The sequence below is a fragment of the Methylobacterium sp. 1A genome (assembly GCF_058072805.1).
Window position 1 is genome coordinate 1057763 of the sequence record NZ_JBYQVE010000002.1, and the last position, 15187, is coordinate 1072949.

Consider the following 15187-nt stretch of genomic DNA (forward strand, 5'->3'; position numbering starts at 1 on the left):
CTTGGAACAGAGATAAACCTCTGAACTATATTCAGAATAGCCTGTGATACAAAAGATATAAAATGAATTAACAATCTTGATTTTCCTTCTTTAAAAATCCAAAAAAGTAATTAACGAAAGGTTTTTTCTGCGCTCACCTTCTTGCGACTCAACCTAACACGTGATTTATCATAAAAGAGTCAGTACGAGCTGCATAGCCAATGCCCATACTGTATTGCTAGAAAGTTTTTACTAATATAGAAAATCATAATCTTTAATCTGTGTGCAAGAATAAAGTTTTATGCCGCCAAAAACCCGAACCGGCAACAATAGGTATAGGTTAAAAAGCTATCACAAAACATTTTATGAAATCCTCAAGAAGCACAACGCCAGCTGTACATGAGCGAAAGCTTTGTAAGCAGCTACGCTTAGCTCTCTAATACTGAAGGAATGACACGATGATTGAGAAGGAAGGATCTATTGCTCCGAAAGAACGTATAAATATTCGATATGTTCCTGCGACGATGGGGCAAATATCTGAGGCGGAGTTGCCGCTCAAGCTCGTCGTACTCGGAAATTTTCTCGGGAAAGCGGACACGACGCCCGTCGAAGAGCGAAGAATGATTAGTGTCGATAAAAATACCCTATCGACCGTCATGAACGAATCTGGAATTCAAAAGACGATTACTGTTCGCAACGTTCTCGATGAGCATAATGGCGGCACAGCCCTAAGCGTCAATTTGAAATTTGAGTCGTTTAAAGATTTCGAGCCGGACTCCCTGGTTCAGCAAGTGCCAGAGCTTATGAAAATAATGCAGTTGCGCGAGGCGCTGATTGCGCTGAAGGGACCACTGGGAAATATGCCGGCCTTTCGTAAGCGTATGCAGCAGATCCTCGAAAATGAGGAGAGCCGCAACCGGCTGATTGCCGAACTGGAAGCGCTTCATCAGGAGGATTCGAACGCATCCTGAAATACCGTCCGAGCGTAAGTCCGTATCTAATCGATATGGAAACAGTACAATAATGTCTCGATATAGACACGGATGGACTAAATCTAACCGACTGTCATCGAGCAAATTTTACAAAATTGTGGCTTGATCTCCATCTTTCCAAGACGATCTCAAGAGGACATTATGGATACTCTGGTTTCAGCACCGTCATCCCAGAGGATTCCGAATGAGTCTGAATCCCTACTTGAGCAGATTATGGAGGAGACTCGGATCCATCCAGGGGAGGAGGGATACGATGTTGCGCGCATGGGCGTGCAGGCATTTATCGCTGACCTTTTGAAATCGGATGAACATAGCCAGAAGATCAACAAAATCCTTGTTGATCGGATGATCGTTGAAATCGATAAAAAAATCAGCGCGCAAGTCGACGAAATCCTACACCACCCGGAATTCCGGGAGTTAGAGGCGACTTGGCGTAGTCTTAAAATTCTCGTTGACCGCACCGATTTTCGAGAAAATATAAAGATTGCATTATTGTCGGTTTCGAAGCAAGAATTGCTTGACGATTTTGAGAACGCGCCAGAAGTAGTGCAGTCAGGCCTGTACAAACAAGTCTACTCCTCGGAGTACGGCCAATTCGGTGGCGAACCGGTTGGCGCGATGATTGCGAATTTCGATTTCGGCCCGTCCGTTCCGGACCTTAAACTCCTTCAGTACGCGGCATCCGTAGGGGCCATGGCGCATGCTCCGTTCATTGCGGCAGCGGCTCCGCAGATGTTCGCGATTGATAGCTACCTTGAACTTCCCAATGTCCGCGATCTGGCCTCAGTCTTCGAGGGTCCTCGCTATCGTAAATGGAACGCATTGCGAGAGAGTGAAGATAGCCGCTATATCGGCCTTACAGGACCACGATTTCTTCTGCGTCAGCCTTACCATCCGATAGATAATCCCGTACATAGCTTCGTATACAGCGAAGATGTCACTTCACATCATGAAAACTATTTATGGGGTAATACCGCTTTCCTTTTAGCGTCACGCATAACTGACAGTTTCGCGAAATATCGTTGGTGCCCCAATATTATTGGTCCGAGATCCGGTGGCGCGGTCCGCGATCTGCCTATTCACGTCTACGAGTCGCTGGGGCAGATCGAGGCCAAGATTCCGACTGAGGTGTTGATTACCGACCGCCGAGAATACGAGTTGGCCGAACTCGGTTTCATTGCGCTGACCATGCGCAAAGGCTCGGACAACGCGGCATTTTTCTCAGCTAACACGATTCAGAAGCCGAAACGGTTTCCCGGGACCAAAGAAGGCAAAGCGGCTGAGACCAATTATAAGCTCGGCACACAGCTTCCTTATCTCTTCATTGTCAACCGGCTCGCTCATTACATCAAAGTTCTGCAGCGCGAGCAGATCGGCTCATGGAAAGAGCGAGCGGATCTTGAGCGTGAGCTCAATATCTGGTTGCGTCAGTATATTGCCGATCAGGAGAACCCACCTTCCGAGGTTCGGTCAGTCCGTCCCCTAAGGGATGCTAGCGTCCAGGTCAGCGATGTTGACGGTGATCCGGGTTGGTACCAGGTGACGCTGAAAGTTCGGCCCCATTTCAAATACATGGGTGCAAATTTTGAGTTGTCGCTCGTTGGCAAGCTCGACAAGTCTGATGCCACGACGAATACTTGAGATAAAGTCGTAGTATATACGGGTTTAACCCCTCTTCCCTAGCGCATCGGGGCACCGGTTGACTATGACCTCGCGCAAATCTGTGATGGCATCGGCGTCGCGCCTGCGCATCTTGAACGGAAGCCTCTTCGATCGCCTCGTGGCGGACGAAGAGGATATCGGGCACCTCTTCGGGATGGATGTCGATGGGGCGCAGATCGCTTCGATCAAAAGCAATCTCGGCCGCGTGCTCAACCTTCGCGCGGGCGGCGCAGCCGCCAACCCCGGGTTGGGCATCATCGATATGAACGACGGGGCGGTCCGCTCCAACGACATGATCCGGCAGATCGCCGAGTCGATCCGCGGTTGCATCGTGATGGGCGAGCCGCGGATCGCTGATGTACGGGTCGGCTACATCGCCGCAACCGACGAGCCCTTAAGCCTGCGCTTCCGCATCACAGCGCGCATCGGCAAAGCTGAAGCCGGATCCTCGGCTGAATTCGATCTGTGCCTGAACAACGATCGTCGCTTTATTTTGAGTTGAGTGCAAGAGCAATGGCAGGTCTATTCCATGATGAGCTCAGTTATTTGCGAGAGTCCGGAAAGGAATTCTCGCGTCTGAACCCGAAGCTTTCGAAGTATCTTTCTGAGAGCAGTACGGATCCAGACGTGGAGCGGCTGCTGGAGGGATTTGCGTTCCTGACCTCACGCGTCAGGGAAAAGATCGAAGACGATCTGCCCGAACTCACCCATTCGCTCGTGCAGTTGCTGTGGCCCAATTTCCTACGGCCCTTCCCTCCAACCTGCCTCATGCAATTCCGGCCGATCCGTGGCGCAGTCACCGAAGCCCATGTCATTCCGCGGGGGATGGCAATGCGCGCCCGGCCGATTGAGGGTGGATCGTGCGACTTTCGCACGACGGCGGACTGTCTTGTCTACCCGGTCGAACTGACCGACGCGGCGCATACCCGCACGCAAGATCGATCTCAGCTTACCTTGAGCTTTGCGATGCTGAGCGAACGCACGGTAGGCAGCGTTAACTTCTCAGATTTGCGCCTTTGGTTCACGGGTGACGCGATCGTCGCGCAGACCCTGTATCTCTGGTGCCTACGCTATCTCCTGGCGTTGCACTTCACGACGCCGGACGGGCGGCGGGTGAGGCTGCCGAATACCGGCGTAAGGGCCGGTGGCTTCGCCTTCGACGAGACGTTGCTACCTAGCGCATCGACGGCATTCGATGCCTATCGGCTGCTCCAGGAATTCTTCGTCTTTCCCGACAAATTCCACTGTGTCGATCTCGACGGGCTCGCGGCGGCGGCGGCGGGCAGCGAGGCTGAGGAATTCGGGCTGGACCTGGAGTTCGAGCGACCACTGCCCACTCATGTGAAATTACGCGCCGACAACGTACGTTTGTTCTGTTCGCCCGCCGTCAACCTGTTCGAGACCGATGCGGAGCCAATCGCTGTCGATCATCGCAAAGTGCAATACCGGGTCAGGCCGTCCGGAAATGACCACGTAGCCTGTGAAATCTTTTCCATCGACAATGTCGTCGGCTTTCGCGGTTCCGAGAAGGATAGACGTTTCCAGATCGAGCGCGTCTACCCTGCCTTCGAATCGTTCCATCACGAAGTCGAAATGGCCTCGCGGCGAGAGCGGGTCTATTATCGTCAACGCCTAACGCCGGCGGCAAACGAGACCGGGTTCGAGCACGCAATCACCTTCGTGCTGCATGACGGCGAGCAGGCGGTGCCTGCCGAAGAGGCGATGAGCATCCGGCTGACCTGCTTCAACCGAACGAGGGCGGTCGAACTGGCCATCGGCGACATCGACCTCGCGACCGATTCGAGTCCATCCTTTATCGAATTCTCAAACATAACCCGGCCGACAGCACCAGTTTATCCGCCGATTGATGGCGCATTGAACTGGAACCTTATCTCCAATCTGTCACTCAATTATATGTCGCTCTTGGACAAGAACGCTCTCGGTGTGATCCTGCAGATCTACGACTACCGATCGCTGACCGATCGGCAGGCAGAGCGGGCAGCGCGTCTGCGTCTCGGCGGCATCCGTAATCTGAGCACCCGGCCAGTGGACATGTTGTTCAAAGGGCGCCCGATTCGCGGAATCCGCTCAATCCTCACCCTCGATGAGACATGCTTCCAGTCAGAGGGGGAGATGTATCTCTTCGGTAGCATCCTCAAGGAATTCATCGCCATCAGCACGACCACCAATTCGTTTCACGAATTGGAATTGCGCGGCGAGAACAACGGCGAGATTTATAGATGGCCAGCGACAATCGGCCGTCAGCCGTTGATCTGATCCGCGCCGAGGCCGAGGCGCAGGCTCCAACCTACGCCTTCTATCGCCTTGTGCAGATGATCCAGGACGCCCTCGACGACGGACGCGAGGTCGGCACGCATCTCCTGCCAGCCAAGGAAAGGATTATCTTTGAAGTCGATAACGGCTTGGGTTTTCCACTCTCGGACGTGGCCGGCGTGCGGCTACTCAACCCGGCCTGCAACGGTGCGCGGGCGGATTCGCCGCCGTGCTTTGTAATCACTGTCACCTTCCTCGGGCTGCACGGTTCGGGATCGCCGCTGCCCTCCTATTATGTCGAGCAGATCGCCGGCTACGATCCGAAGGGGTCGGTGCTGACAGATTTCTTCAACTTCTTTCACAATCGTCTAGTCGGCCTTCTGCATCGCGGCTGGCGCAAATATCGTTATTACATGCGCTACCGTCCCGGCGGGGAAGATTATTTCTCTCGGGGAATCTACTCTCTTTTCGGCCTCTACGATGCGCGATTGAGATCCGACTCTGGAATTTATTGGCCACGGCTGTTGTGCTTTGCTGGGGTCTTGGCGAGTCGGAACCGCTCGCCCGCCGTGCTTTCCACCATCATTCGGCACACGTTCCGGCTCGAAAGAGTCTCGATCGAGGAATGGGTGCGACGCCGGGTGCCGATCCCCGAGCACCAGAAATGGGGCCTCGGCGGCGCCAATTCCCGCCTGGGCGAGGGAACCATCTCCGGCGATCGCGCCCCCGACTATCAGGGCAAGATCCGGGTGGTCATTCACGATCTCGACGACCGGCGCTTTCGGGATTTCCTGCCTCGCGGACAGGAGCATCGGCGGCTCCGCAACCTCGTGGAATTCATGCTCCGCGATCAGTTCGCTTACGATTTCAAGCTGTGCCTGCGTCTCCGTGCCACCCAGCCAATCACATTGACGCGCGACGATCCCGGCCGGCTCGGCTGGTCGAGCTTTCTGGGCGACGGACGGCGTGACGAGGAACGGGTCGTCGTGATCACGGCGAGGGCATGAGGATGACGACCTTCCTCACTCTTGTCGTGGATAATACGGCGCTGCTCGAAGGCGGCTCCCGGTCATCCATGGTTTTCCCTGCGGAAGGGGGGCTGATCGGATCCGCGGCGGATTGTACCTGGACGCTGATTGACCGGCTGCAGACCGTCGACGGACATCACGCCCGGGTCTTCCAGGCGGATGGTCAATTCTGCGTCGAGGCGCTGAGCACGCGCGGTGTCCGGGTGAACCATTCGGTCCGAGCACTCGGCCCAGGCGAGCCCTTCCGGATCTCCGATGCGGACAGGCTCTCGATCGGCCGGTTCGACATGACCGCCTTCCTCATTCAGCGGGTCGACGAGGCGAGCAGGACTGCCAAGTCCGAGGATTGGGCACGGAAGTTCATTTCCGTCGAGTCGATCGTGGATCCCCGCCGGGAGGAGGAGGAGCACCGCAACCTCCTGGATGAGACCCTCGTGGCGCAGCATGGGCTCGATCCGTTCAGCGCGCGATTGAAGCAGAACGAGGAAGACAAGGATCCTCTCTCTTTCCTCTCGGATCGGACGGTCCGTCAGGGCGATCCTGTCACCTCCGACCCGGTTGCAGCTCTGAACCGGGAAAGTCCTCTGGAAGGGCGCACCAACGCGGCCGGACTCGAGATGTACGTCCTCGGCCGCCCTATCGAGGGGCAACGGCCAGAAAGCCCTGACGATCTGCTGCCGACCTCGGCCTATTTCGCACCGCAACGGGTGAAGGATACTTCCATGAAAGCTGCCGAGCACGGTCGGCTGGATTTCCCACTGGCCGGGATCCGCGATGAATTAGACAGCTATCTCGGCGAGCTCGAGAATAACATGCGGGATCGCAAGGCCCACGCTGCGCGCGGTCCAGACGAGGTAGCTGCCCGCGACGCTTGGCTCGGCGAGGTCCCGCTCGCGGAGGAGCGTGAGGTCGCACGGGACGATCTGGTCGATCATGTGGTCCTGCGCCCCCTCTGCTCGGCCCTCGGCCTTCCGGTCACATCCCTCACAGGTCCCGAAGCCGATCGCTTGGCCGCTGATATAGGCGAGGCCTTGCGGGCGGCGATCGACGGGCTGCGGAGGTTGAGCCAGGACCGGAGCGCGGCGGGTGTGCTGGCCAGTGACACCCATCTCCACGCCATCGAGGACAACCCGCTCCGCTTGGCCGGGGATGCGGACGAGGCCGTGCGTGACCTATTTCTGGTTCACAGCCCGGTACACCTCTCAGCGAAGACGGCGATCGGCGAGAGCATCGCCAGCATCGAACACCATCAAGCTGCCGCCGCGATCGCGACCGAGGCGGCATTGAAAGCTATTTTTGCAGCCCTGTCTCCGGTGACTCTGGCCCGACGATTTCTCAAATACAAAGGTCACGTTCCGCGAACCGGCGATCTCGATGCGTGGCATTGGGGGATGTACCAACATTACTATCGGGAAATCGCGTCCGACCGGCAGGGCGGCCTCGCGCGACTGTTCTGGGAAGTCTTCCGGCAGGTCCACGATCGCGAGATGCGTACGCTGTCGGCAGGAGAATGAACCATGAGACGGGTGATGCCGCGTCGCGCTCTCCTGCTTGCCGTCGTCGTCGGCTGCCTCGCCGCCTGCACGCCGCTGCAGACGATTCAGGGCGCGTCCAAGATGGGTCAGATCATGATGAACCCCGACATGCCCATCGGGCCGCCGAAAGATCAGCCTTCGAAGGCGACGATCGCCATCTATGTCGAGGAGGATGCCAACAAGAACGCGTTCGGGCAGGCGGCGCCGGTCGATGTCTGGTTATTCCAGCTCTCCGATGACACGCGTCTCAGGACTCTGGATTTCGCCACCCTCTCTGCGTCACCCAAGGATTCACTCGGGAATTCATATGTCGCCCATAAGGAAAAGCAAGTCGATCCGGGAAGCTCCAAAGTGATAGAAGATTGGGAAATTGAAAATGAGACGTCGAATATCGGCGTCGCGGTCGGATACAAGGATATCGACCACATCAACTGGCGTAGCCTGGATGCGATTAAGCCGAAAGGTGAGAACTACAAGATCGTCGTCGCGATCCGGGGCCGAAACGTCGCAATCCAAACGCATCGCTGAGCGGCAGGATATGCGCCAGCTTCTATCGAGGAAATGATGTCTCTTCGTAATGCCGTGATGTGGTCGGACGGCCTGTTCATCAAGCCGCAGCATCTGCAGCAACAGCAGCGCTACCACGATTACGTGGCCCGGCGGCGCGGCGACGCACTCAGCGCCTACCAAATGGGCTTCGAGCAAATCGAACTGAATACGGAGACTCTGCTACACGGCAAGATCGACATCGTGCGGGCAAGCGGAATCCTTCCGGATCGGACGGTGTTCGAGATCCCGGGCGAGACGCCGGCGCCTGGCGCCCTCGATCTTTCCGCGGTGACGGTCGTCAACGAGATCGTCTACTTGGCCGCGCCCCTTGTGGTGAGCGGTTTGCCCGAGATCCCGACGGGTGAGACCACCATGAGGGCTGCCCGGTACCGGATAGCCGGCCAGGATGCCACCGACGTATCGAGCGACGACGCTGAGCCCTATTCGATCGAAGTCACGCAGCTCAACATGCGACTGATGCTTGGGCGGGAGGACCGCTCGTCCTTCGCCTATCTCCCGGTGTGCCGGGTGCAGGAGAAGCAATCGGATGGGTCGATCCGCCTCGACCCGTCCTTCATGCCGACGAGCTACGGCCTCGAGGCGATCCCGCAGCTGGCCCGTGTCCTCGACGATTTTACCGGCCTGCTGCACCAGCGCGCTTTGCAGATTGCGGGCCGGCTCGGCTCGTTGAGCCAGAATGGCGTTGCGGAGATCGCCGAGTTCTTGCTTCTTCAGACGATCAACCGTTGGCAACCGGTATTTCGGCATCTATCAACCATCAAGCGCGTTCATCCTGAACGACTTTATGAAATCTTCGCCTCTTCTGCCGGCGAGTTGGCCACCTTCACCCATGAGCAGCGACTGCCTGAAGCTTGGCCGCCGTACAACCACGAGATGCCGGAACATTGCTTCGACCCCTTGATCCGGTCGTTACGGCGCTCGCTCACCACGATGTTGGAGCCCAATGCGATCGTCATCGACCTGCACCGGCACAAATTCGGGGTCTTGACTGCGCCTCTGACGGATCCGGACATGATCCGCACCTGTGCTTTCGTGCTGGCTGTGCGCGCCGCCATTCCCCTCGACCGGCTCGCCAAGACGTTTCCCTCGCAGGTCAAGGTCTCGTCGATCGAGAAGATCCGGGAACTGGTTCAGTCACATCTTCCAGGTGTCGTCCTGCAACCGATGCCGACCGCGCCGAGACAGCTTCCTTATCACGCAGGATATACTTATTTTATACTCGATAATAATTCAGTCGGCTGGAAAGACCTGCTCAAATCCAGCGGCTTCGCGTTTCATATCGCCGGCGACTTCCCCGATCTGGAGATGCAGTTCTGGGCGATCCGTGGTCGAACGGACGGGAGGCTGTCATGACCGATCGCGCCCTCGCTCGCGCGTCAGAATTCGACGCGCGGGAGCTCTTCGAGACTGATCCGAACGCCCTCGCGGCGCAGTCTCATGATCTCACCGCAGTGGCACAGGTTGAGCCGCAGCGGCCGTTCTCGTTCGAGATCCGGGGCAGCAGCCTCAACCGTGTGACCGACGCCAGTGCCGGCCTGATCGCCCTGATGCTGCGCATTACCACGCTCGGCCATCTGGACGACATCGACACGCTGCATCGCCGCTCCACCATCGAGATCGAGTCGATTGAGCTTGAGTTGCACCGGCTCGGCTATGACCGCGTGAGCGTGCTCGCCCTCCGCTATTGCCTCTGCTCGGCTTTCGACGAGGCCGTGATGAACAGTCCCTGGGGGCTCGAGACCAACTGGTCGGAGCGCAGCCTGCTCGCGACGTTTCACAATGAGACTTGGGGTGGCGAGAAGTTCTTCGTCATCCTCGCGCGGCTGATGACCGAGCCGAACCGGTACATCGACCTCTTGGAGTTCCTCTATCTCTGCCTCAATCTCGGTTACGAGGGCCGTTACCGAGCTATGCACAATGGCCGCGTTCAGCTTGAGGCGGTCATCAAGGAACTGCACGACGTCATCCGCACGGAGCGCGGCCCCACCGAGCCGCTATCGCTCTTCAAGTCCGAGGGCATCGTTCAGAAAGCACACCGAGTCGCGTGGCAGACACCCATCAGCCTGGTGGTGATCGCGGCCTTCGCGACGGCAGTGCTCTTGTACCTGACGTTCTTCCTGCTGACGCGCTCTGAAGCCACGCGCTCGCTCGAACAGCTCAACCAGATCATCGGCCGATGAGAGACCTCATGCGCGACATCGAGTTGATGCCGGGGCTCATCGAGCGCCTCAACCCCGTCTGCCACGAGGCGTTGCAGGCGGCAGCCGTCGCGTGCGTGTCTCACGGCCACCGGGACGTCGCGGTCGAACACCTCCTCGTGCCGCTACTGACGCAGCCCGGAGCGGATTGCCGGCTGATCGTCCAACATTGCGACGCCGATCCCGACCGGATCAAGAACGCGGTCGAGGGTGCGTTCGCACGGTTTCGCACGGGAGACGGCGCATCCCCACGTTACTCGACGCTCGTCTGCGAGCTGTTGCAGGACGCCTGGATGGTGGCCACCCTGCTCCTCGGGGAAGGGCAGATCCGCTCCGGCGCAATCCTCCTGGCTCTCCTGTCCGATCTCGGGCGCTACGCCCGTTTCGATTACGGCCTGCGTCTGGAGCAACTACCCCTCTCCCATATCCGCGGGCAGTTCGACGAGATCGTGAAGGGTTCGGTGGAAACGCCGACGATCACCACGGCGCCCGCCGCACCCCAAATGCCTGGGCACGCGCAAGATGGTGGCACCGCACTCGGACGCTACGGCCACGACTTCACCGAGGCGGCCCGTCAAGGGCGGATCGACCCGGTCTTCTGCCGAGACGATGAGATCCGCCAGATCATCGAGATCCTGGCCCGGAGGCGCAAGAACAATCCGCTCTGCGTCGGAGAGGCGGGTGTCGGTAAGACGGCTGTCGTGGAGGGATTGGCTCTGCGGATCGTTCAGGGCGACGTGCCTGACTTCCTCGTTGGAGCGTCCCTCTACGGACTCGATCTGAGTGCGCTCCAAGCGGGCGCCTCGGTCAAGGGGGAGTTCGAGCGACGGTTGAAGGCAGTGCTCGATGAAGTGAAGGCCGCTGACCGGCCGATGATCTTGTTCATCGATGAGGCTCACACGCTCATCGGCGCGGGTGGCCCGCAGGGCGGCTCGGACGGAGCCAACCTTCTGAAGCCCGCTTTGGCGCGGGGCGAGATCCGCGCCATCGCGGCGACCACGTGGTCCGAATACAAGAAGTACTTCGAGAAGGATCCAGCCCTCGTCCGCCGGTTCCAGCTCGTGCAGCTCGCCGAGCCCGGAATCGAGCAGGCACGCATCATCCTCGGCGGCCTCGTTCCCGCCTACGAGAAGGCGCATGGCGTCTTCATATCCAGTGCCGGCGTGGCCGCGGCGGCAGCGCTCTCAGCGCGCTATATCAGCGGGCGCCAGCTCCCGGACAAAGCGATCGATCTGCTTGATACCGCCTGCGCGCGAGTCAAGGCGAGTTCCTCCGGCGTGCCCCATCGCATCGACGTGCTGCGCCGCGAGGAGCTGATGCTCGCTCACGAGGCTGAGGCGCTGAACCGTGACATCGACGTCGGCCATCCATCCGGCACGTTCGGTGAGCGGCTGAGCCAGATCGAGGAACGCCGCATCGCGATTGCGGCACGGATCGACCGCCTCTCAGGAGAGCATGACATCCAGAGGCGGCTGGCCGGAAAACTCGTCGCGCTTCGTTCCGCGCAGGCGACGGCGGAGACACGAACCGCGATGGAGCGGCTGCGGGCAGAATTTGCGCGCGTGCGCGAGACCGAGCCCCTGGTTGCGCTGGAAGTGGGAGTCGATGAAGTCGCTTCGGTCGCCTCCGATTGGACCGGCATCCCCGTCGCGGCCATGACCCAGGACGAGGCCTTCCGACTGACGACTCTCGGACGGCGCATCAAGGACGCGATCCGCGGGCAGGATCACGCGATCGACCTGATCGTGGAACAGCTGCAGACCGCACGGCTCGACCTCCACAAGGCTGGGCGCCCGATTGGGGTGTTCCTGCTGGTCGGTCCCTCCGGCGTGGGCAAGACCGAGACAGCTGTGCAGGTGGCCCGGCTGCTGTTCGGTTCCGAGCGATCCCTGACCACGATCAACATGACCGAGTACCAGGAGCGTCACACGCTCTCGCGCTTGATCGGCTCCCCGCCCGGTTATGTCGGGTACGGTGAGGGCGGCGTGCTGACCGAGGCGATCCGCAAGACGCCGTATTCCGTCGTGCTTCTCGATGAGGTCGAAAAGGCAGATATCAACGTCCTCAATCTATTCTATCAAGCTTTCGATAAAGGTGAACTGAACGACGGCGAAGGTCGAGCGATCGATTGCCGTAACGTCGTCTTCTTCCTTACATCGAACCTCGCGGCGGAAGAAATCAGCCAGCTCGCTGCGCAGACGGGACAAGGCGTGCGCGTCCCTGAAATCCTTGAACGGATCCGCCCACGATTGGCCGAGCATTTCAAGCCGGCGCTTCTCGCGCGCATGCAGCCCCTCGTCTATCTGCCGCTGTCCGAGGTGGTGATGGGCGAGATCATTTCGGCCAAGCTTGCCGAGCTCGGCGAGATCCTGCGGGCGCGCCAGGGGGTCTTGCTGAATGTCGGTGCGGAAGCCGAGGCCCACATGCGTCGGCAATGTCTGGTGGCGACGAGCGGTGCACGCCTCGTCGACCAGGTTATCCAACGCCGGCTGCTGCCGGATATCTCCCGAGCCATCCTCCAGGCCGGACTGGATCACGTCGTTCTCGTCTCCGCCACGGTCGACATCGGTGAGGGCGAAGGATTCCGTTTCGCCTTCGAGACGGTCGTTGCGCCATGAGGACCGGCCGATGGAACTGACGGGCCGCCTCCTCGACCTCTGCCGCGAGGTCGCCGCCGCGGACAATCTCGATGCGATGCGTAAAGCCGTTCTGCGCGGCCTCGCTACCCTCGCCGACGTGGAGAACGGGTACCTCTACGGCCTGAACCAGATCGGCAATGCCTTTGTGTGCCAGGCGAGCGTGCCGGCCCTGCTCGAAGGACCGGCGTTTCCGCTCGGACCGCTGCCTAGCGAGGCATGCGCGATCTCCGGGCCTCTGCGGGTCACTCAGGCGGCGATACTGGGTCCAGGGGAAGGCGCTGACGCGTTGCGGAAGACGCTGTTCAGCGTCGCGGCGGGGCAGGTGCTCGCCATCCCGGGGCGGATCGGAACCGGAGCCTGGTCCGTCACCGCCTTGCTTCTGCTGCAGGAGGAGCGGGTCGTGCCACCGGCGAGCTTGGTGCTGCTCGACCGCTTCATGGCCTTTGCCGGAGCGGGGATGGAGCGCACCCTTCGCCTCGACTGCCTGGATGCCGCGTCGCGCCGCCTCAAGGCGGAGCCCGACCGGGACACCGCAGGGCATGCGAGGGGCAATATGGAGACGCGGCTGATCGGCGTCTCTCCATCGATGCAACGGTTGCGCGAGCAGATCGCGCGCGTCGCGGGCCGAGATATTTCGGTGCTGATACTCGGGGAGACCGGCACTGGAAAGGAACTCATCGCGCGGGAATTGCACGAACTCTCAAACCGCAAGGACCATCCTTTCGTCGCCTTGAACATGGCCTCGCTGCCGGAGAATCTTGTCGAGGACGAGTTGTTCGGCCACGTCAAAGGTGCGTTCACGGGAGCCCAGGCGGCTCGCACTGGACTGATCGCTGCTGCGCGGGGAGGCACGCTGTTCCTCGACGAGATCGGCGATATGGCGCCGGCACTCCAGGCCAAGCTCCTGCGTGTGCTTCAGGAGCGGCGGTATCGGCCGGTTGGGGCCGACCAGGAGGAGAGCGCCGACATCCGCCTCGTGGCCGCGACCCATGCAGACCTGCCTCACATGGCCGCCGAGGGGCGGTTTCGCAGTGATCTGTTCTTCCGGATCGCGCAAATCCGCATCGTCAGCCCGCCGCTGCGAGAGCGGAACGGCGACATCATGCTGCTTGCCCATCATTTCCTGGCAACCAGCTGCGCCCGGTTCGGGGGCGCGAAAGTCTTCGCGCCGACCGCCGAGGCCCTGCTCGCTGGCTACGCTTATCCAGGCAACGTGCGGGAGCTTCAGGCCATCGTGGAGCGCGCGGTGCTCCTGTCCGGCGAGCGCGCGATGGTCGAAGCCGAGGATCTCGCTCTGGTGGCGGCGGCGAAGTCGCCGGAGCTCGAGGTTTCCGGCTTTGCGCTGCCGAAAGCGTGCGACCGATTTGAAGCCTCATTGATCACGCGCGCGCTCGAACAGCGCCGGGGATCGCGCCGTCTCGCCGCCGAGGATCTCGGCATCCCGCTGCGCACCCTATCCAACAAGATGCGAAAGCTCGGCCTTGATGGGTTCGAAGCGGGAGAGAACGCATGAAAACCGCTGGACGCATGATCGCCCTGCTGGTCTTCGCCATCGCGCCCGCCTGGGCCGGGACTCCCGCGCTGCCGGACATCGACGCCTGTCGGGCTACCCGCGACAGGGTGGGACGCCTCCTCTGCTTCGATGCGTTATTCGAGACTCCTATCGAAGATGGCGCCGCGGAAACGCCGCCGCCCGAGAAGGCCAAGGTCATCCGCAAGCCGAGCCCGCTTCGAAAACTTGGCCTCGACCAGGAGCTTGGCCGACCCGATGGTGTGGCTGGCGCCCTGGTTCGTATCCGGCCCTGGCGCAGCGCCGCCTCCATAGAGCCGACGACCTTTGAGAGCATCCTGAGCGGCAGGGTGGGCCAGTCGGCAGACCTCCCCGCCGACCGGCGTGCCTGGACGGCCGAGACAGCGGATGTCTTCCTGACGCTCCGTGAGATAGACGGGGTATCTCCGCTCGGACGGGGCACGCTCGACCAGCGTTCGGTGATCATGCTCGCCTGCGAGGACGACATCACCGCCTTCTATATCCTTCTTCCCAAGCCGGTCGGCCACGCCCGCACCAAGTTCGCACTGACGACCGATCGGGGTGTGACCCTCAATCTCCACTGGCGGGATTACGAGAACGGCGACGTCATCCTCGCCGGCAGAGGCCTCGAGAGTATCGATCTCATCAAGTCCCTGATCAATTCTCGACGCCTCGCGATCCAGATCGACTACCCCGACGGTCCGCAGACCTACCTGTTCGAGGCAGGACAGCTTACCGAAGCGCTGCGTCCACTTCGCCGCGCCTGCCACTGGTAGTTT

General features: G+C 60.0%; 12 protein-coding genes. All 12 read left to right on the top strand.

What is annotated here, in order from left to right:
• Positions 1-437 precede the first annotated feature (437 nt).
• The 12 genes from tssB (at position 438) to ACX9MN_RS25305 (ending at position 15184) form a co-directional block, all read left to right on the top strand.
• Positions 438-950: a type VI secretion system contractile sheath small subunit gene (tssB, locus tag ACX9MN_RS25250; RefSeq protein ID WP_489725759.1), complete on the top strand. Its 513-nt coding sequence runs from the start codon at positions 438-440 to the stop codon at positions 948-950.
• Between the two features lie 162 nt (positions 951-1112).
• Positions 1113-2612 carry a type VI secretion system contractile sheath large subunit gene (gene tssC, locus ACX9MN_RS25255; RefSeq protein ID WP_489725760.1) on the top strand — a complete coding sequence of 500 codons (1500 nt, stop codon included), beginning with the start codon at positions 1113-1115 and terminating at the stop codon, positions 2610-2612.
• A 64-nt stretch (positions 2613-2676) separates the two neighbouring features.
• Complete coding sequence (gene tssE / locus ACX9MN_RS25260; protein ID WP_489725761.1) at positions 2677-3135, top strand: type VI secretion system baseplate subunit TssE; 459 nt, start codon at positions 2677-2679, stop codon at positions 3133-3135.
• Between the two features lie 11 nt (positions 3136-3146).
• Positions 3147-4910 carry a type VI secretion system baseplate subunit TssF gene (gene tssF, locus ACX9MN_RS25265; RefSeq protein ID WP_489725762.1) on the top strand — a complete coding sequence of 588 codons (1764 nt, stop codon included), beginning with the start codon at positions 3147-3149 and terminating at the stop codon, positions 4908-4910.
• Positions 4874-5914 (top strand): type VI secretion system baseplate subunit TssG, encoded by a 1041-nt coding sequence (tssG, locus tag ACX9MN_RS25270; RefSeq protein WP_489725763.1) that lies wholly within the window; start codon positions 4874-4876, stop codon positions 5912-5914. The genes tssF and tssG overlap by 37 nt, the downstream gene beginning before the upstream one ends.
• A gap of 2 nt (positions 5915-5916) precedes the next feature.
• Positions 5917-7449, top strand: coding sequence for a type VI secretion system-associated FHA domain protein TagH (gene tagH / locus ACX9MN_RS25275; RefSeq protein WP_489725764.1), 1533 nt, complete (start codon positions 5917-5919; stop codon positions 7447-7449).
• Between the two features lie 3 nt (positions 7450-7452).
• Positions 7453-7998: a type VI secretion system lipoprotein TssJ gene (gene tssJ, locus ACX9MN_RS25280; protein WP_489725765.1), complete on the top strand. Its 546-nt coding sequence runs from the start codon at positions 7453-7455 to the stop codon at positions 7996-7998.
• Positions 7999-8034: 36 nt separating this feature from the next.
• Positions 8035-9393, top strand: coding sequence for a type VI secretion system baseplate subunit TssK (gene tssK, locus ACX9MN_RS25285; protein WP_489725766.1), 1359 nt, complete (start codon positions 8035-8037; stop codon positions 9391-9393).
• On the top strand, positions 9390-10220 hold the full coding sequence (gene icmH / locus ACX9MN_RS25290) for a type IVB secretion system protein IcmH/DotU (protein ID WP_489725767.1): 831 nt from the start codon (positions 9390-9392) through the stop codon (positions 10218-10220). Before tssK ends, icmH begins: the two co-directional genes overlap by 4 nt.
• Before the next feature lie 8 nt (positions 10221-10228).
• Positions 10229-12856, top strand: a complete 2628-nt coding sequence (gene tssH, locus ACX9MN_RS25295; protein ID WP_489725768.1) for a type VI secretion system ATPase TssH — start codon at positions 10229-10231, stop codon at positions 12854-12856.
• A gap of 10 nt (positions 12857-12866) precedes the next feature.
• Positions 12867-14390 carry a sigma-54 interaction domain-containing protein gene (locus ACX9MN_RS25300; protein WP_489725769.1) on the top strand — a complete coding sequence of 508 codons (1524 nt, stop codon included), beginning with the start codon at positions 12867-12869 and terminating at the stop codon, positions 14388-14390.
• Complete coding sequence (locus ACX9MN_RS25305) at positions 14387-15184, top strand: type VI secretion system-associated protein TagO (protein WP_489725770.1); 798 nt, start codon at positions 14387-14389, stop codon at positions 15182-15184. The genes ACX9MN_RS25300 and ACX9MN_RS25305 overlap by 4 nt, the downstream gene beginning before the upstream one ends.
• The last annotated feature ends 3 nt before the right edge of the window (positions 15185-15187 follow it).

Bases quoted from the DNA above. Each gene is read 5' to 3' on its own strand.
- tssB (WP_489725759.1), top strand. From the start codon at position 438: ATGATTGAGAAGGAAGGATCTATTGCTCCGAAAGAACGTATAAATATT.
- tssC (WP_489725760.1), top strand. From the start codon at position 1,113: ATGGATACTCTGGTTTCAGCACCGTCATCCCAGAGGATTCCGAATGAG.
- tssE (WP_489725761.1), top strand. From the start codon at position 2,677: ATGACCTCGCGCAAATCTGTGATGGCATCGGCGTCGCGCCTGCGCATC.
- tssF (WP_489725762.1), top strand. From the start codon at position 3,147: ATGGCAGGTCTATTCCATGATGAGCTCAGTTATTTGCGAGAGTCCGGA.
- tssG (WP_489725763.1), top strand. From the start codon at position 4,874: ATGGCCAGCGACAATCGGCCGTCAGCCGTTGATCTGATCCGCGCCGAG.
- tagH (WP_489725764.1), top strand. From the start codon at position 5,917: ATGACGACCTTCCTCACTCTTGTCGTGGATAATACGGCGCTGCTCGAA.
- tssJ (WP_489725765.1), top strand. From the start codon at position 7,453: ATGAGACGGGTGATGCCGCGTCGCGCTCTCCTGCTTGCCGTCGTCGTC.
- tssK (WP_489725766.1), top strand. From the start codon at position 8,035: ATGTCTCTTCGTAATGCCGTGATGTGGTCGGACGGCCTGTTCATCAAG.
- icmH (WP_489725767.1), top strand. From the start codon at position 9,390: ATGACCGATCGCGCCCTCGCTCGCGCGTCAGAATTCGACGCGCGGGAG.
- tssH (WP_489725768.1), top strand. From the start codon at position 10,229: ATGCGCGACATCGAGTTGATGCCGGGGCTCATCGAGCGCCTCAACCCC.
- ACX9MN_RS25300 (WP_489725769.1), top strand. From the start codon at position 12,867: ATGGAACTGACGGGCCGCCTCCTCGACCTCTGCCGCGAGGTCGCCGCC.
- ACX9MN_RS25305 (WP_489725770.1), top strand. From the start codon at position 14,387: ATGAAAACCGCTGGACGCATGATCGCCCTGCTGGTCTTCGCCATCGCG.